Annotated in this window: 18 protein-coding genes and 1 pseudogene; 11 read left to right on the top strand and 8 right to left on the bottom strand. The window is 70.8% G+C overall.

Features of this window, described 5'->3' with window-relative positions:
* Positions 1-123 precede the first annotated feature (123 nt).
* Positions 124-1041 carry a hypothetical protein gene (locus ACFWGD_RS01890; RefSeq protein ID WP_377776810.1) on the top strand — a complete coding sequence of 306 codons (918 nt, stop codon included), beginning with the start codon at positions 124-126 and terminating at the stop codon, positions 1039-1041.
* Positions 1042-1324: 283 nt separating this feature from the next.
* Here the strand turns inward: ACFWGD_RS01890 and ACFWGD_RS01885 are convergent.
* The 3 genes and pseudogenes from ACFWGD_RS01885 to mce all read right to left on the bottom strand — a co-directional run bounded on the left by ACFWGD_RS01885 (position 1325) and on the right by mce (position 3762).
* Positions 1325-2366: pseudogene (locus tag ACFWGD_RS01885) on the bottom strand (LLM class flavin-dependent oxidoreductase).
* A 121-nt stretch (positions 2367-2487) separates the two neighbouring features.
* Entirely contained in the window at positions 2488-3126 is a 639-nt protein-coding gene (locus ACFWGD_RS01880) for a hypothetical protein (protein WP_377777014.1), read from the bottom strand.
* 183 nt (positions 3127-3309) lie between these two features.
* The gene (gene mce, locus ACFWGD_RS01875; protein ID WP_377776809.1) at positions 3310-3762 is read right to left on the bottom strand and encodes a methylmalonyl-CoA epimerase; all 453 of its coding nucleotides are present in this window, start codon (positions 3760-3762) and stop codon (positions 3310-3312) included.
* A gap of 75 nt (positions 3763-3837) precedes the next feature.
* Between mce and ACFWGD_RS01870 the strand changes: the two genes are divergently transcribed.
* Both ACFWGD_RS01870 and ACFWGD_RS01865 read left to right on the top strand, forming a co-directional pair.
* Positions 3838-4137 carry an MTH1187 family thiamine-binding protein gene (locus ACFWGD_RS01870; RefSeq protein ID WP_377776808.1) on the top strand — a complete coding sequence of 100 codons (300 nt, stop codon included), beginning with the start codon at positions 3838-3840 and terminating at the stop codon, positions 4135-4137.
* A 12-nt stretch (positions 4138-4149) separates the two neighbouring features.
* Positions 4150-5163: a tetratricopeptide repeat protein gene (locus ACFWGD_RS01865; RefSeq protein ID WP_377776807.1), complete on the top strand. Its 1014-nt coding sequence runs from the start codon at positions 4150-4152 to the stop codon at positions 5161-5163.
* A 25-nt stretch (positions 5164-5188) separates the two neighbouring features.
* Here ACFWGD_RS01865 and ACFWGD_RS01860 read toward each other — a convergent pair whose 3' ends face one another.
* From ACFWGD_RS01860 to ACFWGD_RS01850, 3 genes are all read right to left on the bottom strand, one after another.
* On the bottom strand, positions 5189-5611 hold the full coding sequence (locus ACFWGD_RS01860) for a TIGR02611 family protein (RefSeq protein ID WP_377776806.1): 423 nt from the start codon (positions 5609-5611) through the stop codon (positions 5189-5191).
* 10 nt (positions 5612-5621) lie between these two features.
* Positions 5622-7817, bottom strand: a complete 2196-nt coding sequence (gene glgB / locus ACFWGD_RS01855) for a 1,4-alpha-glucan branching protein GlgB (RefSeq protein ID WP_377776805.1) — start codon at positions 7815-7817, stop codon at positions 5622-5624.
* A gap of 139 nt (positions 7818-7956) precedes the next feature.
* Positions 7957-9987, bottom strand: coding sequence for an alpha-1,4-glucan--maltose-1-phosphate maltosyltransferase (locus ACFWGD_RS01850; protein ID WP_377776804.1), 2031 nt, complete (start codon positions 9985-9987; stop codon positions 7957-7959).
* Between the two features lie 297 nt (positions 9988-10284).
* Between ACFWGD_RS01850 and ACFWGD_RS01845 the strand changes: the two genes are divergently transcribed.
* The 8 genes from ACFWGD_RS01845 to ACFWGD_RS01810 all read left to right on the top strand — a co-directional run bounded on the left by ACFWGD_RS01845 (position 10285) and on the right by ACFWGD_RS01810 (position 18843).
* On the top strand, positions 10285-11139 hold the full coding sequence (locus ACFWGD_RS01845; RefSeq protein ID WP_377776803.1) for an ABC transporter ATP-binding protein: 855 nt from the start codon (positions 10285-10287) through the stop codon (positions 11137-11139).
* Between the two features lie 6 nt (positions 11140-11145).
* Positions 11146-12015: an NUDIX hydrolase gene (locus ACFWGD_RS01840; RefSeq protein ID WP_377776802.1), complete on the top strand. Its 870-nt coding sequence runs from the start codon at positions 11146-11148 to the stop codon at positions 12013-12015.
* Positions 12012-13298, top strand: a complete 1287-nt coding sequence (locus ACFWGD_RS01835) for an SAM-dependent methyltransferase (protein ID WP_377776801.1) — start codon at positions 12012-12014, stop codon at positions 13296-13298. The genes ACFWGD_RS01840 and ACFWGD_RS01835 overlap by 4 nt, the downstream gene beginning before the upstream one ends.
* A 260-nt stretch (positions 13299-13558) precedes the next feature.
* Positions 13559-14344 (top strand): electron transfer flavoprotein subunit beta/FixA family protein, encoded by a 786-nt coding sequence (locus ACFWGD_RS01830; RefSeq protein ID WP_377776800.1) that lies wholly within the window; start codon positions 13559-13561, stop codon positions 14342-14344.
* A 49-nt stretch (positions 14345-14393) separates the two neighbouring features.
* Positions 14394-15344 carry an electron transfer flavoprotein subunit alpha/FixB family protein gene (locus tag ACFWGD_RS01825; RefSeq protein ID WP_377776799.1) on the top strand — a complete coding sequence of 317 codons (951 nt, stop codon included), beginning with the start codon at positions 14394-14396 and terminating at the stop codon, positions 15342-15344.
* Positions 15345-15479: 135 nt separating this feature from the next.
* Entirely contained in the window at positions 15480-16643 is a 1164-nt protein-coding gene (locus tag ACFWGD_RS01820) for a cysteine desulfurase family protein (protein ID WP_377776798.1), read from the top strand.
* 44 nt (positions 16644-16687) lie between these two features.
* A complete protein-coding gene (gene mnmA / locus ACFWGD_RS01815; RefSeq protein WP_377776797.1) occupies positions 16688-17800 on the top strand; it encodes a tRNA 2-thiouridine(34) synthase MnmA in 1113 nt (370 codons plus the stop codon).
* Positions 17797-18843: a methionine synthase gene (locus ACFWGD_RS01810; RefSeq protein WP_377776796.1), complete on the top strand. Its 1047-nt coding sequence runs from the start codon at positions 17797-17799 to the stop codon at positions 18841-18843. Before mnmA ends, ACFWGD_RS01810 begins: the two co-directional genes overlap by 4 nt.
* On the opposite strand, the gene ACFWGD_RS01805 is transcribed toward ACFWGD_RS01810, so the two are convergent.
* Both ACFWGD_RS01805 and ACFWGD_RS01800 read right to left on the bottom strand, forming a co-directional pair.
* Positions 18844-19476, bottom strand: coding sequence for a TetR/AcrR family transcriptional regulator (locus ACFWGD_RS01805; RefSeq protein ID WP_377776795.1), 633 nt, complete (start codon positions 19474-19476; stop codon positions 18844-18846).
* Between the two features lie 314 nt (positions 19477-19790).
* Positions 19791-20489: an HAD family hydrolase gene (locus ACFWGD_RS01800; RefSeq protein ID WP_377776794.1), complete on the bottom strand. Its 699-nt coding sequence runs from the start codon at positions 20487-20489 to the stop codon at positions 19791-19793.
* Positions 20490-20492: the final 3 nt, after the last annotated feature.

The raw sequence follows: 20492 nt of genomic DNA, 5'->3' as shown, positions 1-20492 counted from the left end.
CGGCGCCGGCCACGCGGTCGACCGTCCGGCGGCGACGACCAGGACGCGAGAGGACGGCGATCGATGACGGGGGACCGGGGAACTTTGGTAGCGCATCCGGCGACGGGGCTGATACTCAGCTCGATGCAGGGGGAGGCCGGGCCGAAGCTGCTGCAAGCGGCGCTGAAGGAGGGGAGGATCGAGCGGATCGTGCGGGGCGTGTACGCGACCGTGGCGGCCAGGGCGCGACACGAGACGTTCGTGCTGCTCGCCTTGGCGATCGGGCTGACCAACGGCGCGGGGATCGTCACCGGGCCCGCGGCCGCCGCGATCATGGGGTTCGGGTTCATCGTCCCCGACGACGGGCGCGTCGACGTGCTCGCCGTCGGGTCGAAGGATCGCCGGGCGGGGCGCGCGGTCGCGCGGCACGCGGTGACGGGGATCGGGAGGGAGTACATGTCGCGCGGCGTGCGCGTGACGTCGCCGGCTCGAACCGCACTGGAAACGTGCCTGTTGCACGGGATGAAGGCGGGATTGGTGGTCGTCGAATCGGTGCTGTGGACCGGCAACGGCGATGTCGCCGCGCTGGCTGCGGAACTGCGGACGATGGGCAGGCGGCGCGGAATCGGCTCCGCGCGCAGGGTCCTCGCCCTCGCCTCCGACCGCAGCCAATCCGCCGGAGAATCGCTCGTGCGCTGGTGCATCGACCGGGCGGGACTGCCCCAGCCACTGCAGCAGGTGGCCATCTTCGACCGCCACGGCACCTGGCTCGCGGTGGTCGACTTCTTTTGGCCGGAACTGGGGCTGGTCATCGAATTCGACGGATTGGTGAAGACCTCCGGCGACTACGGAGACCCCGTCCAGGCGGCCAGGAAGCAACTGGAGAGGCAGAATCTGCTGCTGCATGCCGGGCTGCGCGTCATCCGCCTCGGCTGGGGCGACGTAGTGACCGGGCGGTGCGTGCCCGTCCTGATCGACGCGTACCGGCAGCGCCGCGCCCAGGGGTCCGACTTCACCGGCCACCATCGCCTCGCCGATGTCGCGTCGATGTCGCGTCGGTGAGGGGGCCGGGGAGGAGGCCAGGGAGTCGCGAGTGAGGGGCATCGACGGGCAGCGGCGGGCAGCAAGAGGCAGCGACGAGCCGATGTGCCCGACGCGCCCGATGCGCGCTCCATGCGCCGCTTAACCCACCTTGAATGACTTAACCCACCCGCTACAACGGGTGGGTTAAGCAATTCGGGGTGGGTTAGCGGGCTTGGGGGCGAGGGGGCGAGGGGTGATGTGCGGGGACTGGCGAGGGGACGAAGGGACGAAGGGAGAGGGGCGCTGGGGGGCGGCCGCCCGGCTACGCGGGGATCTCGTCCTTTGCGTAGCCCGTCGCCGGGCCCTCGGAATTGGGCCGCCAGCCCAGCTCCGGGGCGACGTGCTCGGCGAACGCGGACAGCAGGTGCATGTTGTAGTCGACGCCGAGCTGGGAGGGGATGGTCAGCATCAGGGAGTCGGCGCTCATGACGGCCTCGTCGGCCTTGAGCGCCTCGACCAGCTGATCGGGCTCGCCGGCGTAGCTCTTGCCGAACGTCGACCGGAAGCCGTCGATGACGCCGATCTGGTCGCGGCCCTGCGATTCGCGGATGAACAGTTGGCGGTCGTAGTCGGTCATCAGGGGGAAGATGCTGCGGCTGACGGACACGCGCGGTGTGCCCTCGTGCCCGGCGGCGTCCCATGCGGCGCGGTAACGGGCGATCTGCTCTGCCTGCAGGGCGGCGAAGGAATCGCCGGTGGCCTCGGTGAGCAGGGTGGAGCTCATCAGGTTCACCCCGGCCGCGCCCGCCCACTCGGCGGTGTCGCGCGATCCTGCGCCCCACCAGATCCGCGACGCGAGCCCGGGGGAGTGCGGCTCGACGCGCAGGTGCCGGTTCGGCCCGTACTGGTCGGGGTCGGCGGTGGCCAGGCGCTCGCCGCGCACGGCCCGCATGAACAGGTCTGTCGGCGCCGCGGGGGTCGGTGGAGCCGTGGTAGCCGAAGGTCTCCCAGCCGCGCAGGGCCGGCTCCGGCGATCCGCGGGAGACGCCGAGGGCGACGCGGCCGTCGGAGAGCAGGTCCAGGGCGGCGGCCTCCTCGGCGAGGTACAGCGGATTCTCGTACCGCATGTCGATGACGCCCGTGCCCACCTCGATCCGCTTCGTCCGCGCCGCGATCGCCGACAGCAGCGGCATGGGCGACGCTGCCTGGCGGGCGAAATGGTGGACGCGGAAGTACGCGCCGTTGACGCCGATCTCGTCGGCGGCGACGGACAGCTCGACGGCCTGCGTGAGCATGTCGGCGGCCGTGTGGCCGGAGCCGGGGCCACCATAGTGGCCGAAGGACAGGAACCCGAAAGTTTTCATGTTCATGTCAACAAAAAGAGCGCGGGTGCTATTCCCGGTTGCTCGGGTACCACTGCTTGACGACGGCCCGCCGACACCCCATCCGGCCAGGACCCACCGGCGGCGGGGGACCGGCCGGCGGCTACGTCGACGTCTTCTTGCGCGCCTGGAACACCATCAGCGCCAGCAGGCCCAGCGTGATCCACAGCAGGTAGCGGTTGACCACTTCGACGACCTCGAGGATCTGGTCGCCGAAGGTGAAGCCCAACCACATAAACAGGCCGTTGACCGCCAGCACGGCCAGGACGTTGAGCGCCAGCAGCGGCCAGAACCCCACGCGCAGCAGCCCGGCGATGGCATTGAGCAGGTTGCCGGGAACGGGACCGGGCGCGTAGCCCAGCGGCAGCAGCCCCAGGATGGTGGCCTTCGTTTTGCCGGACTCCTTGGTCAGCGCCTTGGTGAAGAAGCGCCGCGCCCTGGGCATGTACTGCAGGGACATCTCGATGAACTCCATGCCCCAGCGCCGGCCCATCAGCCAGTAGACCGGCATGAACTTCAGGGCGCCCACCAGCGTCGCCGCCAGGAACAGCCACCACATGCCATTGCCCACCGACGCGTTGGCGCCGCCGATGGTCGCGCTGGTGTAGCCGCCGACCATCAACGCATACGCCATGGGATGCGACAGCAGGAACGCGCGCATGGCCAGCAGCGCCATCGAGTAGACGCCCATCGCCATCAGCGCGACGAACAGCACTTTGTCCAGCGGCTCGGGGTTCCTCATGAACTCCGGCAGATCCGGGTTGCCGGCGCCGGCGTCGTCCCGGGGCTCCTGGTCGTCTCGCTGCTCACTCACCCTTGCGAGACTAGACGAGCACGGCGGGACCGCGCGCCGGACAGGGGGGACGCGGCATGACGAAACCCGGCGCCGCATGGTGCGGACGCCGGGCCGTCGTAAAGCGAAAAGCTACTTGGCGGGCTCGACGAGCTCCAGCAGCACGCCGCCCGCGTCCTTCGGGTGCACGAAGTTGATGCGGGAATTGGCCGTGCCGTTCTTGGGCACCTCGTAGAGCACGCGCGTGCCCTGCTCCTTCAGATGCGCCATCAGGGCATCCATGTCCGTGACCCGCAGCGCGTACTGCTGGATGCCCGGGCCCTTCTTGTCGATGTACTTCGCGATCGTCGACTCCTCGTTCAACGGCGCGAGGATCTGGACCAGGGTGCCGCCCTCGACCTTCTCGGCCGGGCCGAGCATGGCCTCGCGGACGCCCTGCTCCTCATTGACCTCCTCGTGGTAGTTCACGAAACCCATGTTCGCGCGGTACCACTCGACGGCGGCGTCGAAGTCGGGCACGGCGATGCCGACGTGATCGACGGCCGTGACGAAGTTGTGGGGGACGGTGACGTTGATGTCGCTCATGCCCTCCAGGATACGGCGTTTCCCGCCGCTCCCGCCGCGCCGCCCGGGGTGGTGCCCCCGCGCTACCCTGGGGCCATGATCGTCGCCTTCTCCGTCGCCCCCGCCTCCGCCGACCCCGACGAAGGCATGTCCGCCGCCGTCGCCGAAGCCGTCCGCGTCGTCCGCGAATCGGGCCTGCCCAACGAGACCAACTCCATGTTCACGCTCATCGAGGGCGAGTGGGACGAGGTGATGGACGTGGTCAAGCGCGCCACCGAGGCCGTGTCCTCCGTCGCGCCGCGGACCTCGCTGGTGCTCAAGGCCGACATCCGCCCCGGCTACACCGGGCAGCTGGCGGCCAAGGTCGATGCGGTCGAGCGCCGGCTCGCCGACTAGGATCCCATTCCCATGACGCACGCCCACGGACATTCCCACGGCCACTCCCATTCGCACGGCGGCCACCGCGAGTGCTCGACGCCCCCGCCGCCGCCCGGCACCGTCGATCTGGAGGCGCTCAAGCGCGAGGCCGACGCCCGCGCCGAGGCCGAGCGCCGCATCTCCGACCAGGGCGAGGGCCTGCCGCCGCTGGTCGAGGTCACCGGCGAGAACTTCGACGCGGAGGTGGTCATCCGCTCCGAGCAGGTGCCGGTGGTGGTGCTGATCGGTGCCGCGGCGTCGCCGGAGTCGGTGCGCATGCGCCTGCTTCTCGACGAAATGGCGCGCGAGGCCAACCTCAACTGGATCGCGGCGTGGGTCGACGCCGACACGCAGATGGACGTCGCCCGCGCCTTCGGCGTGCAGGCGCTGCCGACGGTCGTCGCCGTGGCCATGGGCCAGCCGATCGGGCAGTTCGCAGGGGAGCAGACCCGCGACTACATGGACCAGTGGATCGACGCCGTCATGGACGCCACCCGCGGCCGCCTCAAGGGCCTGCCGGCGGGCACCCGCATGATGGGCGAGGGGGAGGAGGGCCCCGACGCCGACGGCGGCCCGAAGCCCCCGACGGACGACCCGCGCCTGCAGACGGCCGAGGACAAGCTCAACGAGGGCGACTTCGACGGCGCGGTGGAGGTCTACGACGAGATCCTCAAGTCCGAGCCCGCCAACGCCGAGCTGAAGGCCGCGCGGACCAACATCGCGTTCCTGGCGCGCGCCCAGAAGATCGACCGTTCCTCGGATCCCGTGGCCCGCGCCGACGCGGACCCGAAGAACGTGGGGCTGGCGCTGGAGGCCGCCGACGTGGAGATGCTCGTCGGCGACCCCGCCCTGTCCCTCGAGCGGCTGCTCGTGCTGCTGCCGACCGTCTTCGGCGACGACCGCGCGGCGGTCAAGGACCGGCTGCTGGACCTGCTGCAGCTTTTCGACGCCGCCGACCCCGTCGCACTCGACGCCCGCCGCCGGATGGCCAGCGCTCTGTTCTAATGCCGCGCATCGTTGGGCGCCCCGGTCACGCCTCCTGGCGCGTGTACGGCCAATCGCCCGGCGCCACGAAGTACCAGACCGAGGCCATGATCGCCGCCACCGAGATCACCAGCGCCGCGCCCAGGGCGAGCTGGGTGGCCCAGTGGCGGCGGCGGAACCATGCCTCGAAGGCGTCGTAAAGCCTGGCCAGCCTGATGTTCAGCCGGCGCATCGGCGGATGCACCAGCGACAACAGGCCCAGCGAGACGAAGATGAGCAGCCAGCCCGGGGCCGGCGTCGGCAAAATGACGATGCCCACGATGAGCAGGCAAAAGCCCAGCACCAGGATCACCGGCGACAGAAAAGCGCCGTACCACGTCGCGCGCATCGCCGCGTGACGCTCGGCCATCACGGCCATCATCGCGGTGATGCGCCGCTCCATGGTGCGGCGCCCGTCCTGCCCGGTCATCTGCCCCGGATCAGCCCTCGTGGCGGAACCAGATGGCGGTGTTCGCCGGCAGGGTCAGCTCGATGGACTGATCCTGGCCGTTCCACCCGTGCTGCTCGGCGGTCAGCGTGCCGTTGAGGCCGTAACCCGACCCGGCGTAGCGCTCGTCGTTGGAATTGAGCACCTCGCGCCACTGGCCCGCGCGCGGCACGCCGATGCGGTAGCGCTCCTGCGTGGCACCCGACAGGTTGAACACGCACGCCAGCGCGGAACCGTCCTCGCCGTAGCGGACGAAGGACAGCACGCTGTTGTTCGTGTCGTCGGCGTTGATCCAGGAGAAGCCCTCCGGGCGATCATCGCGCGACCACAGGGCGCTGGTGTCGCCGTAGACGGCGTTGAGGTCCTTGACCAGCAGCTGGATGCCGCGGTGGAACTCGCCGCCCCACCCGTCGAGGTTGTCCCACGCGATCGACTCGTCGTGGTTCCACTCGCGGTTCTGGCCCAGCTCCTGGCCCTGGAACAGCAGCTGCTTGCCCGGGTGGCCCCACATGAACGACAGCAGCGTGCGCAGGCCCGCGGCCTTGTTCCAGTCGTCGCCCGGCATGCGCTCCCACAGCGAACCCTTGCCGTGCACGACCTCGTCGTGGCTGAACGGCAGGATGAACTTCTCGGAGTAGGCGTAGACCATCGCGAAGGTGACCTCGTGATGGTGGTAGGAGCGGTGGATCGGATCCTTGGAGAAGTACTCCAGGGTGTCGTTCATCCAGCCCATGTTCCACTTCATGTTGAAGCCCAGGCCGCCGTCCTCCGTCGGGGCGGTGACGCCCGGCCACGACGTGGACTCCTCGGCGATGGTGAGGAAGCCCGGGTGGTGCTTGTGCACCGTGGCGTTGAACTCCTGCAGGAACTGCACGGCGTCCAGGTTCTCGCGGCCGCCGTACTGGTTCGGCAGCCACTCGCCCTCCTCGCGGGAGTAGTCGAGGTAGAGCATCGACGCGACGGCGTCGACGCGCAGGCCGTCGATGTGGAACTCCTCGGCCCAGTACAGGGCGTTGGCGTAGAGGAAGTTGCGGACCTCGTTGCGGCCGAAGTCGAAGACGTAGGTGCCCCAGTCCTTCTGCTCGCCGCGGCGCCAGTCCGGGTGCTCGTAGCAGGCCGTGCCGTCGAAACGCGCCAGCGCCCAGTCGTCCTTGGGGAAGTGGCCCGGGACCCAGTCCACGATCACGCCGATGCCGGCGGCGTGGAAGGCGTCGACGAGCGCGCGCAGCTGATCCGGCGAACCGAAGCGGCTGGTCGGCGCGTAGTACGAGGTGACCTGGTAACCCCAGGAACCCGAGAACGGGTGCTCGGCGACCGGCATGAACTCCACGTGCGTGTAGCCCATGTCCTTGACGTAGCGCACCAGCTGCTCGGCCATGACCTCGTAGGACAGGCCCTGCTTCCAGGAGCCCAGGTGGACCTCGTAGATGGACATCGGCTCGGCCTGCCAGTCGGTGGTCACGCGCTTGGCCATCCACGTGTCATCGCGCCACTGGTACTCGGACTCGGCGACGATCGAACCGGTCGCCGGCGGCACCTCGGTGGCGTAGGCCATCGGGTCCGCCTTGTCGCGGCGGTGGCCCTCCGGGGTGGTGATGGCGAACTTGTACACGTCGCCGGGGCCCACGCCCGGGATGAAGACCTCCCACACGCCCGTGCCGCCCATCGAGCGCATCGGGAACTGGGCGCCGTTCCACATGCAGAAATCGCCGATCACGGCGACGCCGCGGGCATTGGGCGCCCAGACGGAAAATGACACGCCGGAGACGTCGCCAAGCTCCGTCTCGTACGTGCGCACGTGCGCTCCCAGCGCCTCCCACAGGCGCTCGTGGCGGCCCTCGCCGATCAGATGCAAGTCGCCCTCGCGGACCGTCGGCAGGAAGTGGTAGCCGTCGGCGCGATCCTCGGTCGAACCATCGGCCCAGGTCACGCGCAGGCGATAATCGAAGTTCGACTCGCCCGGGACCAGCGCCGCGTAGACGTCGTCGCCCACCGGCTCCGCCTCGAACTCGCCGCGGGCCGTGACCACCGTCACCGCCGACGCACCGAAGATGCGGGTGCGGACGACGGTGTCGCCGTCGATCAGATGCGCACCGTAAAACGCGTGGGGATCATGGTGCGTGCAGCTGCGGAGACGATCCATGTCTCCGGCCGGAATGGTCAGGCGCGGATCGGTGGGGGCGCTCATGGCGGTCCTTCCAGGTGAAAACCGGGTTGTGCGTCAGTTTGTCGGGTCGATCATGCTCGGGGCGCGGAAGCCCGCCTCCAGCGTATGCGCGCGGGGCGGGTCCCGTTGACGGATTCACCCCGGGTGGGGCGGGTCCGTCTTATCCCTCGTAGTCGGGCACATCGCGCCACGCCAGCTTCCGGCGCGTGCCCTCCGGCACGTCCGGCAGCTGGATGATGTGCGCGACGTTGGACCACGGCTCGAGGCGGACGAAGTTCTCCTTGCCCCAGTTGAAGCGCTGGCCGGTGATCAGGTCCTCGACGTCCATGCGGTCGGTGCTGCGGCGGCCGATGGAGTTCATGTCGATGTCGAGCATGCCCTCCTGGGCGTTCCACGGATCGAGGTTGACCACCACGAGCACGGCGTCGCCGGTGAGCGGATCGATCTTCGAGTACGCCAGCAGGTTGTCGTTGGCGACGTCGTGGAAGCGCAGCGTGCGCAGCTGCTGCAGGGCCGGGTGCTCGCGGCGCAGGGTGTTGAGCAGCGTGATGAACGGCTCCAGGGAGTCGCCCGACTCCAGCGCGGCGTCGTAGTCGCGGTGGCGCAGCTGGTACTTCTCGCTGTCCAGGTACTCCTCCGAGCCCTCCTTGACCGGCACGTTCTCGTAGAGCTCGAAGCCGGAGTACATGCCCCACAGCGGCGACAGGGTCGACGCCAGCGCCGCGCGGATGGCGAAGGCGCCGCGACCGCCCTTGACCAGGAAGTCGTGGAGGATGTCCGGGGTGTTGACCCATAGCGACGGGCGGGCGATGTCGGTGTGCTTGACGATCTCCTCGCCGAACTCCGTCAGCTCCTTCTTCGTGGTCTTCCACGGGAAGTAGATGTAGGACTGCGTGAAGCCGGCCTTGGCCAGGCCGTACAGGCGGGCCGGGGCGGTGAAGGCCTCGGCCAGGAAGATGACCTCGGGGTTGGTCTGGTGGACGGTCTCGATCAGCCACTCCCAGAAGTTGCCGGGCTTGGTGTGCGGGTTGTCCACGCGGAAGACCTTGACGCCGCGCTTGACCCAGAAGCGGACCACGCGCAGGACCTCCTCGTAGAGGCCCTTCGGGTCGTTGTCGAAGTTCAGGGGGTAGATGTCCTGGTACTTCTTCGGCGGATTCTCGGCGTAGGCGATGGTGCCGTCGGGCAGGACGGTGAACCAGTCCGGGTGGGCCTTGGCCCACGGGTGGTCGGGCGCGCACTGCAGGGCCAGGTCGAGGGCGACCTCCAGGCCGCGCTCCTTGGCCGCGGAGACGAACTCGGCGAACTCGTCGTCGCCGCCGAGCTTCGGCTCGAAGGCGTCGTGGCCGCCGTTGGCCGAACCGATGGCCCACGGCGATCCGACGTCGTCGGCGTCCGGGGTCAGGGTGTTGTTGCGGCCCTTGCGGTTGATCTCGCCGATCGGGTGGATCGGGGGCAGGTAGACGACGTCGAAGCCCATGCGGGCGGCGCGGTCGAGCTGCGGGATGGACGAGCGGAACGTGCCGTGGCGCAGGTTGCCGTCCTCGTCGAAGCCGCCGTTGGAGCGCGGGAAGAACTCGTACCAGGAGCCGAAGAGGGCCTCGCGGCGCTCGACGAGGACCTTGCGGGTCTTGCCGCGGGTCAGCAGCTCGCGCAGCGGGTGCAGCTCGAGGATGCCGCGGGTCTCGTCCGACAGGGCGGGGGAGACGCGGGCGCGCAGCTCGGCGTCGGAGCGCAGGGACTGCGCCACGCCGCGCAGGTGCGACCGGTAGACGGTGGCGGCGCCGGCGGCGGCGCGGTCGAACAGGCGCGCGCCGATCTCCAGGTCGTTGGTCAGCTCCGCTTCGGACTGGCCGGCCTCGATCTTCTTGGTCACGGCATTGCGCCACGTGGCCATCGGGTCGGACCAGGCGTCGACGCGGAACGTCCACAGGCCCGGGGCGTCCGGCACGAAGGTCGCGTTGACCTGGTTGGCGTCATGGTCGCTGACGCGCATGGGGATGCGCTGGGTGCGGGCGGCGAAGGACGATTCCTTCGGCCCCTTGACGTTGAGGGTCGCGTTGAGGGCGTCGTGGCCCTCGCGCCAGACGACGGCGAAGACGGGGACGACTTCGCCGGCCACGGCCTTGGACGGGGTGGCACCGCCGTCCACCTGGGGTCGTACATCGTCGATTCCGAGTCGTCCGGTCACCTTCGAGTCTCCTCCGCGCCGGGGGCGGCGCTATTGCTTGTCGTTCACTGCTTGTCGTTCACCATCGCCCGCCGCCGGCAAAAGCCGCCGGTCGGCGGGGTCACCCCACAAGGGTAGTGGAGGTCCGGCCATCCCACACGGGAGGAAAGCCCCGGTCGGCCCCGATCGGGGAACGGTGGACGCCGGGCGGCGCCGCGGCCTGCGAGCGTACGCCGTTAGTCGGTCCTCGCCGTCCCACCACGCCACGCGGGGGAGCAAGACGGGGCGCGGGGCGGGGAAGTGGGGCACGATGGACGCGTGGCTGACTTTGACTCTGACTTCAACGACGACGACTTCGACGAGGACCTGCTGGTCGACTTTCGCGGGGTCTCGCTCAAGCGCGGCGGCCGGACGCTGATCGGCCCCCTGGATTGGCAGGTGGAGCTCGACGAGCGCTGGGTGGTGCTCGGGCCGAACGGCGCGGGCAAGACGTCGCTGATGCGCATCGCCGCCGCGGAGGAGTACCCGTCGTCGGGCGTGGCCCGGGTGATGGGCGAGCGGTTGGGCCGCACGGACATGCGCGATCTGCGGACAATGATCGGCCTGACGTCCTCGGCGCTGGCGCACCGCATCCCGGTCGACGAGAAGGTCGCGGACCTTGTCATTTCCGCGTCGTATTCGGTGCTGGGCCGGTGGCGCGAGTCCTACGAGGAGATGGATTTCGACCAGGCGTCGGAGATCCTGGAGAAGATGGGCGCCGAGCACCTCGCCGACCGAACGTGGGGGACGCTGTCGGAGGGCGAGCGCAAGCGCGTGCTCATTTCGCGCGCCCTCATGGTCAATCCGGAGCTGCTGCTTCTCGACGAGCCCGGCGCCGGCCTCGACCTCGGCGGCCGCGAGGATCTGGTGGGCTACCTCGGCCAGCTCGCGCTCGACCCGGATGCGCCGGCCATCGTCATGATCACCCACCACGTCGAGGAGATCCCGTTCGGTTTCACGCACGCGATGCTTCTCGACGACGGCGGGGTCGTCGCCCAGGGCCTCATCGAGGATGTGCTGACCAGCGAGAATCTGTCCAAGGCGTTCCATCAGGCGATCGCCGTGGACAGCATCGACGGCCGTTTCTTCGCCCGCCGGGCCCGCCGGGCCGGGGCGCACCGGAAGGGGGAGTAGGAGGACATGGTCGCAGAGGAGAAGGCGCAGCCGCCGACGCCACAGACGCCGCCGACGCCGCGCCTGGCGTCGACGGTGCTGCTGGTGCGCGATTCGCTGCACGGCATCGAGCTGTACGTGCAGGAGCGCGTGAGCACGATGCGGTTCGCGGCGAACATGACGGTGTTCCCGGGTGGCGGAGTCGACGCGCGCGATTTCCCCGGCGACCTCGACGGCGACGGGCACGACAGCCCGCGGTTGAACTGGTCGGGGCATCCGCCGCAGTGGTGGGCCGACGCCTTCGACGTCGCCCCCGCCACGGCCCGCGCGCTGGTGTGCGCGGCCGTCCGCGAGACCTTCGAGGAGACCGGCACGCTGCTGGCGACCGATGCGTCGGGCGGGACCATCGCCGATTCGGGGCGCTTCCACGCGCAGCGCAAGGCCATGGAATCCCATGAGCTGGCGTTCTCCGATTTCCTGGCGGACAACGGCCTGTGGCTGCGCTCCGATCTGCTGCGCCCGTGGAGCAATTGGGTGACGCCGGAGAATTTCCCCACGCGCTACGACACCTACTTCTTCCTGGCCGCGCACCCTCCGGGCCAGACCGCTGACGGCGACACCTCCGAGGCGTCGTCGACCGGGTGGTTCCGCCCGACGGCCCTGATGGAGGGCTGGCGCGACCGCAAGGTGGGCCTCATGCCGCCGACGTGGGCGCAGATCAAGCGGTTGCTGGGGTACGCGACGGTGTCCGAGGTCCTCGCCGCCGCCGACGAGGGCAAGGAGCCGCCGGCCCGCACGACCAGCGATTTCTTCGGGGACCCGTTCATGGACGAGTTCTTCGCGGTGGCCACGCACCTGGGCCACCTCCGCGAGGACGCCGCGCGGGGTCGCCCGTGAGCCTGTCCGTCGCGGAGGTCCGCGCGCTGCTGGCCGATCCGGGGCTCGCCGCCGCGGCCTCGGGCCTGGAGCTTTCCGACGCCTCCCTCCTCTCCGATCTGGCCCACCTCAAGAGTGCGCTGGGCGCCCGCGGCGTGGCCGGGGACATGGCGCGCGCGGTGGTGGAGCTCGAGCGCGCCCGCCGGTCGACGGCGGGCAAGGTGCCGTCGTGGTGGCTGCTCGATTCCGACTCCGCCCAGCAGGCCACCCACGCCGCCATCGCGGCGCGCCGCGCGGATCGGCTCGCCGCCGCCGTGGCCGCCGGCGTCGCGCCGGGCGTCCACGACGTCACCTGCTCCATCGGTGCGGAGATCGCGGCGCTGGCGTCCGCGCGCGCACCCGACCCTTTCCCGGTCATCGGCACCGACATCGATCCCGCCCGCGCGCTCATGGCCCGCCACAATGCGCCGGACGCCCACGTCGCCGTCGCCGATGCGCTGGCCCCGGTGAGCGAGGGGATGATCATCGTCGCCGATCCCGCGCGCCGGGCCGGCGGCCGCCGCATCCCGCGCCCCGAAGACCTGCTGCCGCCGCTGCCGGATCTGGTCGACGCCTGGCGCGGGCCCGGGTCCCGGGTGCGCCACGAGATGGCCATCAAGTGCGCCCCGGGCATCGACTACTCCGAGTGGGAGGGCGAAGCCGCCGTCACCTCGGTCGATGGCGGCGTCAAGGAGGTCTGCCTGTACACGCCGGGACTGGCGGGCGGGCCGGTGGCGGGCGCGGGCGGCGTCGTCACGCGAAGCGCGCACGTGGTGCGGACCCGGGGCGGGTCGGTCACGATGGAGCTTTACGACGACACCCTGCCCGACGACTGCGGGACCGGGGAGCCCGGCCGATTCATCATCGACCCGGACGGCGCCGTGGTGCGCGCGGGGCTGGTGCGGCACTACGCCGCCGCGCACGGGCTGCGGCAGCTCGACGAGCGCATCGCCCACCTGACCGGGGACGCGATCCCGCCGGGGGCCTCGGGATTCGAGGTGGTCGAGCAGGTGCCGCTGAAGAAGGTGCGGCAGGCGCTGGCGGCGCACGGGTGCACGTCGGCGGAGATCCTCGTGCGCGGCGTCGACGCCAACCCCGACGTGCTGCGCAAGCAGTGGAAGTTGGCGGCGAACAAGAAGGGTGCCTCGAAGGGCTCTGCAAAAGGCTCAGTTAAAGGCACGGCGATGGGCGTCGTCGTGACGCGGATCGGGTCGGCCGGGACGGCATTTGTATGTCGTCAGAGGCAGTGGGGACCCGGGGCATAAGTCACGGGGGCACCCGACGTGCGCCTTTGCCACGCTGCGTTAATGCTGGCTAACTAAACTAGAACCGAAAAAATATCGACATTGTTACGTGGATCACCTACAGTCCGGTGTTGACTCTGTTACCTTCGACACAGAGGGCGCGGCAGTCGGGCCAGGTCACGCGAACACCGTTTTTCGGTGCGGGCGAGACCGCCGGACCGGCGCGCCGGACAAATTCACGACACGTACACAGTCACTCAACCAGTAAGGACGACAGACACATGCCGAACATCGTGGTTCTGGTCAAGCAGGTCCCGGATACCTGGTCCGAGCGCAAGCTCGCCGACGACGACTTCACGCTCGACCGCGAGAGCGCCGACGCCGTGCTCGACGAGATCAACGAGAACGCCGTCGAGGCCGCGCTGAAGCTGAAGGAAGAGCACGGCGGCAACGTCACCGTCGCCACCATCGGCCCCGAGCGCGCCGTCGAGGCGCTGCGCAAGGCGCTGTCCATGGGCGCCGACGACGCCGTCATCCTCACCGACGACGCCCTGGCCGGCTCCGACGCCGTCCAGACCGCGTGGGCCCTGTCCACCGTCATCGACGCCATCGGCGACGTCGACGTCATCATCACCGGCAACGCCTCCACCGACGGCGGCACGGGCACCGTCCCCGCCGTGCTCGGCGTGTACCGCGGCCTGCCGGTGCTGACCCACATGCGCTCCGTCGCCATCGACGGCACCACCGTCACCGGCGAGCGCGAGACCGAGGACGGCGTCCACCAGCTCAAGGCGAACCTCCCGGCCATCGTGTCGGTGACGGAGAAGGCCAACGAGCCCCGCTTCGCCTCCTTCAAGGGCATCATGGCCGCGAAGAAGAAGCCGGTCCGCGAGCTGACCCTCGCCGACGTCGCCGCCGAGGCCGAGCAGGTGGGCCTGGAGAACGCCGCCACCTCCGTGACCTCCGCGACGCCGAAGCCGCCGAAGTCCGCGGGCGAGCGCATCAACGACGAGGGCGACGCCGGCGTGAAGCTGGCCGAGTACCTCAAGGCCCAGAAGTTCATCTAAAGCGTCCATCGCGAACACCGCACGAACGAACAGCAGGAGAAGAATCACCATGACCGACGTCCTCGTTCTCGTCGACCACACCGATGGCGAGCTGAAGAACTCCACCGCCGAACTGCTCACCGCCGCCCGTGCCTTCGGCACCCCCGCGGCCGTGGTCGTCGGCAAGCCCGGCACCGCCGAGAGCTTCGCCGACACCCTGGGCAAGTACGGCGCCGGCGAGATCCTCGCCGCCGAGTCCGATGAGGCCGGCAAGCACCTGATCACCCCCGAGGTCGGCGTCCTCGTCGGCCTGGCCGCCGAGCGCCAGGTCCCGGTGCTCGTCGCCGCCTCCGCCGCCGGCAAGGAAATCGCCGGCCGCGTCGCCGCACTGACCGGCTCCGGCGTCCTGTCCGACGTCATCGAGATCAAGGAGGACCGCTCCGCAGTCTACTCAATCTTCGGCGGCGAGTTCATCGTCGAGGGCGCCGGCTACGGCGCCTCCCCGGCGTACTCGCTGCGCCCGGGTTCCGTCGACCCGGTCGAGGCCGCCGCCTCGCCGTCGGTCACCGCGGTGGAGTACCCGGCCGCCGACGAGACCTCCGTGGAGATCGTGTCCTTCGCGCCGGCCGAGGGCGGCGACCGCCCCGAGCTGACCGAGGCCAAGATCGTCGTCTCCGGCGGCCGCGGCGTCGCCTCCGCCGAGGGCTTCAGCGACGTCGTCGAGCCGATGGCCGACGCGCTCGGTGCCGCCGTCGGCGCCTCCCGCGCCGCCGTCGACGCCGACTACTACCCGGGCCAGTTCCAGGTCGGCCAGACCGGCAAGACTGTCTCCCCGGACCTGTACGTCGCCCTGGGCATTTCCGGCGCCATCCAGCACAAGGCCGGCATGCAGACCTCGAAGACGGTCGTGGCCGTCAACAAGGACGAAGAGGCCCCGATCTTCGAGATCGCCGACTTCGGCATCGTCGGCGACCTGTTCAAGGTCGCCCCGCAGGCCACCGAGGAGATCAAGAAGGCGTAAAGCCTCCAGAGTCTCCAGAGCTCTCGCGGGTCATCCCGCACTCCCCGACGGGGCGCCGTCCGCATCATGCGGGCGGCGCCCTTTCGCGTTCCGGGCGTGCCCGCGCCATCCGCGCGACGCGCTACTCTGTCCGGGATGTCCGCGACCATGCCCCGCCACCACCTCGACCATGCCGCCACGTCTCCGCTGCGCCCGGAGGCCAGGGCGGCGATGGTCGATGCGCTGGGCGCCGGCAACCCGAATTCGCAGTACGCGGAGGGCCGCGCGGCGCGCAAGATCCTGGAGGAGGCCCGCGAGTCCATCGCGGCCGATCTCGGCGCGGAGCCGGTGGAGGTCATCTTCACCTCCGGCGGCACCGAGGCCGACAACCTCGGCGTCCGCGGCCTCTACCTCGCGGCGGCGCAGAAGGCCGGTGGCCCGGGCACGGTGGTGACCACGCCGGTGGAGCACGATGCGGTGCGCAAGGCCGTCGCCCACCTCGCCGAGCACCACGGCGCGCACGTCATCGAGGCCCCGGTGGACGCGGCGGGCCGGGTTGCGGTGGACCGGCTGGAGGGGCGTGGCGACGGCCCCCATCACCTGTGGACCTGCCAGTGGGCCAACAACGAGACCGGCGCGATCCAGCCGATCGGCGAGTTCATCGCCGCGGCCGGCGAGCATGGCGCCCCCGTCCATGTCGACGCCGTCCAGGCGGCCGGGCACGTGCCCGTGGACTTCCACTCCTGCGGTGCGACGGCGATGGCCGTCTCCGCCCACAAGTTCGGCGGCCCCCGCGGCATCGGCGCGCTGCTGGTGCGGCGCGCGGCGTCGCTGACCCCGCTCAACGCCGGCGGCGGCCAGGAGCGGGGGCTGCGCTCCGGAACCCCGGACGTCGCCGCCGCGGCCGGGATGGCGGCGGCGCTGCGCGCGGCGACGGGGGCGATGGGGGAGGAACGGCGGGCCGTCGCAAAGCTCAGGGACCGTCTGCTGGCAGCCGTGCGGGACCTCGACGGCGTCGTGGTGCACACGACCGAGCCCGCGCTGCCCGGCCACCTGCACCTCAGCGTCACCGGCGCGGAGGGCGACAGCCTGATCATGCTGCTCGACGCGGCGGGGATCTCCGCGGCGACCGGCTCGGCGTGCGCGGCCGGCGTCAACCGGGCCAGCCACGTGCTCGAGGCCATGGGCGTCGACCTGGCCGTGTCGCGCGGGGCGCTGCGGCTGACCCTCGGCTGGGATTCGGCGGACGCCGACGTCGACGCGGTGATTTCCGTGCTGGGTGATACCGTCGCACGGGCGCGCGCGGCGGGAATGGCCTGATCGGGCGCGGAAAGACGATGAGGCGAGGCACGGGAGGACACGCGATGCGGGTGTTGGCGGCGATGAGCGGCGGGGTCGACTCGGCCGTGGCGGCGGCGCGGCTGGTCGACGCCGGCCATGACGTCGTCGGCGTGCACCTGGCGCTGGCCAAGGATCCCGTGACCCTGCGCGCCGGCGCCCGCGGCTGCTGCTCGCTGGAGGATTCCGGCGACGCCCGCCGTGTCGCCGACCTGCTGGGCATCCCGTTCTACGTGTGGGACTTTTCGGAACGCTTCCGGGCCGAGGTCGTCGACGACTTCATCGACTCCTACGCCCGGGGCGAAACGCCCAACCCCTGCCTGCGGTGCAACGAGCGCATCAAGTTCCAGGCGCTGCTCGACCGCGGGCTGGCGCTGGGCTTCGACGCCGTGGCCACCGGCCATTACGCGCTGGTCGACGGCGAGGGCCGCCTGCGCCGCGCCGGCGACCAGGCCAAGGACCAGTCCTACGTGCTCGGCGTGCTCGACCGGAACCAGCTGTCGCGGTCGCTGTTCCCCATCGGCGACACGGAAAAGCCGCAGATCCGGGCGGAGGCGGCGGCGCGGGGGATCACCATCGCCAACAAGCCGGACTCCACCGACATCTGCTTCATCCCCGACGGCGACACCCAGGCGTTCCTGGGCCGCCACATCCCGCGCCGGCCGGGCGCGGTCGTCGATGGCGCGACGGGGGAGAAGCTCGCCGACCACGACGGCGTCGATGCCTTCACCATCGGCCAGCGCAAGGGCCTGGGCCTGCCCGGCCCCGCGCAGGACGGCAAGCCGCGCTACGTCACCGGCATGGACGTCGGCACCGGCACGGTGACGGTGGGCCGGCGCGAGGATCTCGACGTCGGCGTGCTGTCGGTGGACCGCGCCGTGTGGCTCGGCGCCGATGTGCCCCCGGCCGATTTCGACGCCGAGGTGCAGGTGCGCGCCCACGGCCGCCCGGTGCCGTGCCGCGTGGAATGGACCGGCGCGGTCGACGACGGGGGGACGGGAGGAGCATTCACGTGCACCCTCGGCGAGCCCCTGCGCGGCGTCGCCCCCGGCCAGGCGGCCGTGCTCTACCGGCCGGATCGGGCCGGCGACGTCGTCCTCGGCTCCGGCACGATCGTGTCCACGGGCGGCGCCCGATGACCGCCTTCCGCGGCCTCGGCCCGCTGCCCGGCACCGACGTCCGCGCGGTGGCGGAGATCCTCGCCGGCGAATGCGGCGCGCACCCGCATCTGCCCGTGCTCGCCGACCGGGGCCTCGGCGCCGATGCCGTCGGCCGCACGGGGGCGATCTGCGCCGACCTGGGCCTCGACGCGGGACCTCGGTCGTGGCGCATCGCCGAACGCGGAGGCCGGGCGGTGACGGTGGCCGCCGATCATCTCGAGCGCGACCTCGACGTATGCGAGGAGTTCTGGGGCACGGCCCCCGAGACCGTCACCGTGCCCGTCGTCGGGCCGTGGACGCTGGCCGCGGCGATCGAGCTGCCCGGCGGCCACCGCATGCTCGTCGATCGGGGAGCGGTGGCCTACCTCGCCGCCTCGCTGGCCGAGGGCCTTGCCGCCCACGTCGCCGACGTGCGGGGGCGCTTCGGCGCGGAGGTCGACGTCGTCATGCACGAACCCGCCGCACCGGCCATCGCAGCGGGGCTCGTGGAGGGCGCCATCGAGGGCACCACGCTGCCGGCCGTCGGCTACCGCGAGCTCGCGGAGCAGTGGCGCACGCTGACAGGCGGCGCCGCGGGGCTGCCGCCGATCACCATCGCGCTGCCCGGGCTGGCGGCGGCGCACCCGGGGCCGCGGCCGCCGTCGCTGGAAAAGGCGCTGCTGGAATCCGGGGCCGCCGGCATCGCGCTGCCCATTGGCGCGATCAGCGGGTCGGCCATGCTCGACGAAGTCGGGCGGCTGCGCCAATCGGGCCTGGACCTGCTGCTCGGCGCCGTGCCCGCGACTCCCGGCGGGAGCGACGAACACACCGGCGCCCACCTCGAGCCCGACGCCCGCGCCATCGCCGAGCGCGTCGCCCGGCTGTGGGACGAATTGTCGTTCCCCCGCGCCGACCTGGTCGGCCACGTCGGCGTCACCGTCGACCGTGGCTTCGCCGGCGCCCCCGCGTCGTGGATCGCCCCCGCCTACGCGGGCGGGCGGCGCACCGCGGAGTTGATCTCGCGGGCCGCCGGCGACTTGTAGCTAGGCCTTCCGCCCGCCGGTCGCCTCGTCCATCATCGCGTCGGCCGACGCGGTGAACAGGCGGATGTGGGCCTCGACCGACTCAGGGTGGTCGGACGCCGCGAGGACGCCGCCGCTGATGAGCATGCGCAGGCCGTCGCGAAGCTGCTCCCGCGCGACGTCGCCGTCGAGCCCGGGCAGGTCGGCGACGCAATCGGTGAGGATGTCGGTGGCGGTCTCGTGGCGCTCCATGACCCGCTTGTACGTCAGCTCGTCGAGGTGGACGCGCAGCAGCTGATTGCGCCACCGCAGCTCGCCCTCGGGGGCGCGGCGCAGGTTGTCCTCGGTGAAGGCGAGGATCGCGGCGCGGGGGCCGGAGGCGCCTTTGACGGACTCCACGTGCTCGCGGGTGGCGGTGACCCACTCGTCGAATCCGCGCATGGACACGGCCTCGATGAGCTCCTCGACGCCGGCGAAGTAGCGGTACAGGCTGGATCGGGCGAGCCCGACCTCCTTCGCCACGTCGCCGAGGGTCAGGGGCGGGATGCCCGTGCCCTCGGTGTCGCGCCGCAGCAGGGCTTCGGCCGCGTCGAGAATCTTCTCGGTCATCGCGGCGCGGTCCCGCTGGGCGGTGTGCTTGGTGCGCCTCGGCATCGTTGCTGGGTTCCTTCCGGGTGGCGGTGCGGGCCGTGGAAGGGTCGCTTCCGCGCCGTATCGCCGGTGGTTTCGGACCAGTTCAATTTATCAATTGCGAAAGCGAAATGCAGAATTGTCATTCGACGGGTGGCCGCGACAATCTTCGGCAGCACCGGATTATCGCAGTGAGCGCCGTACATTCGTGCGCCAAGGACGCATTGTGCAGATGGCCGGGCGTCGATGCCCGATTTTCGGGCCGATTCGGAAAAGCCCGGACGCCAATCGAATGTCCGGAATTGACGGGGGGGAATCACCCCCGGTGGGTGCCCGGCTCAGCGCGCCGTGGTCTCCAAAAGCTTGACGACGGCCGGCGTATCCCGCAGATCACCGATGATCGCGGATCCGTCGGGGAGATCATCGTCGGTGAAGTACGGCGTCGACAACCGGTTGACGTTGACGAGTGCGGCGGTGAGGTCCGAGGCCGAATGGCGGCCGGTGGTGACGCCGACGAATCCGATCCCGTTTTCCAGGGCCGCCGCCGCATCCGCCGGGGTGTCGCCGACGGCGACGACGGGCCCGCGCCCGCCCCATTCCATGAGCGCGACGTTCATCAGATCGGAGCGGTCGATGGCGTAATCGCCGAACGCCGAGAATCGCGGGGCCATGAATTCGGACAAATGAGCATGACGCAATTTCAGCCACCCGGTTTCGGCCATGTTCCCGGACACCACCGTCTGGGAATGGCCGGCCCGCGCCAGCGACGACACGACATCGCGCACGCCGGGCAGGGGAAAGCCCTTCCATTCGGCCACCGCGCAGGCGTCGGCGAGGTCGGTGAGGAAATCACCGAGCTCGGCGTCGCCCGGCTGCGCACCGAGGACGGACCCCCAGATGTCGGCGTCGGTGCGCCCGGCGAAGCTCAGGTCCGCGGGGCGCTCGATGCCCCGGGCGGCGAGGAGCCGGTCGGCTTCGGCGTGCCCGAAGCCCGCGTTGTCTATGAGCGTGAGATCGATGTCCCAGATGACGAGCACTGG

Source organism: Corynebacterium sp. NPDC060344 (assembly GCF_042725215.1).
Taxonomy (GTDB): Bacteria; Actinomycetota; Actinomycetes; order Mycobacteriales; family Mycobacteriaceae; genus Corynebacterium.
This window is presented reverse-complemented; position numbering and strand designations above follow the sequence as displayed.

Bases quoted from the DNA above. Each gene is read 5' to 3' on its own strand.
- ACFWGD_RS01860 (WP_377776806.1), bottom strand. From the start codon at position 5,611: ATGACCGGGCAGGACGGGCGCCGCACCATGGAGCGGCGCATCACCGCG.
- ACFWGD_RS01880 (WP_377777014.1), bottom strand. From the start codon at position 3,126: ATGAGGAACCCCGAGCCGCTGGACAAAGTGCTGTTCGTCGCGCTGATG.
- mnmA (WP_377776797.1), top strand. From the start codon at position 16,688: ATGCGGGTGTTGGCGGCGATGAGCGGCGGGGTCGACTCGGCCGTGGCG.
- ACFWGD_RS01830 (WP_377776800.1), top strand. From the start codon at position 13,559: ATGCCGAACATCGTGGTTCTGGTCAAGCAGGTCCCGGATACCTGGTCC.
- ACFWGD_RS01825 (WP_377776799.1), top strand. From the start codon at position 14,394: ATGACCGACGTCCTCGTTCTCGTCGACCACACCGATGGCGAGCTGAAG.
- ACFWGD_RS01865 (WP_377776807.1), top strand. From the start codon at position 4,150: ATGACGCACGCCCACGGACATTCCCACGGCCACTCCCATTCGCACGGC.
- ACFWGD_RS01820 (WP_377776798.1), top strand. From the start codon at position 15,480: ATGTCCGCGACCATGCCCCGCCACCACCTCGACCATGCCGCCACGTCT.
- ACFWGD_RS01870 (WP_377776808.1), top strand. From the start codon at position 3,838: ATGATCGTCGCCTTCTCCGTCGCCCCCGCCTCCGCCGACCCCGACGAA.
- mce (WP_377776809.1), bottom strand. From the start codon at position 3,762: ATGAGCGACATCAACGTCACCGTCCCCCACAACTTCGTCACGGCCGTC.
- ACFWGD_RS01805 (WP_377776795.1), bottom strand. From the start codon at position 19,476: ATGCCGAGGCGCACCAAGCACACCGCCCAGCGGGACCGCGCCGCGATG.
- glgB (WP_377776805.1), bottom strand. From the start codon at position 7,817: ATGAGCGCCCCCACCGATCCGCGCCTGACCATTCCGGCCGGAGACATG.
- ACFWGD_RS01890 (WP_377776810.1), top strand. From the start codon at position 124: ATGCAGGGGGAGGCCGGGCCGAAGCTGCTGCAAGCGGCGCTGAAGGAG.
- ACFWGD_RS01840 (WP_377776802.1), top strand. From the start codon at position 11,146: ATGGTCGCAGAGGAGAAGGCGCAGCCGCCGACGCCACAGACGCCGCCG.
- ACFWGD_RS01810 (WP_377776796.1), top strand. From the start codon at position 17,797: ATGACCGCCTTCCGCGGCCTCGGCCCGCTGCCCGGCACCGACGTCCGC.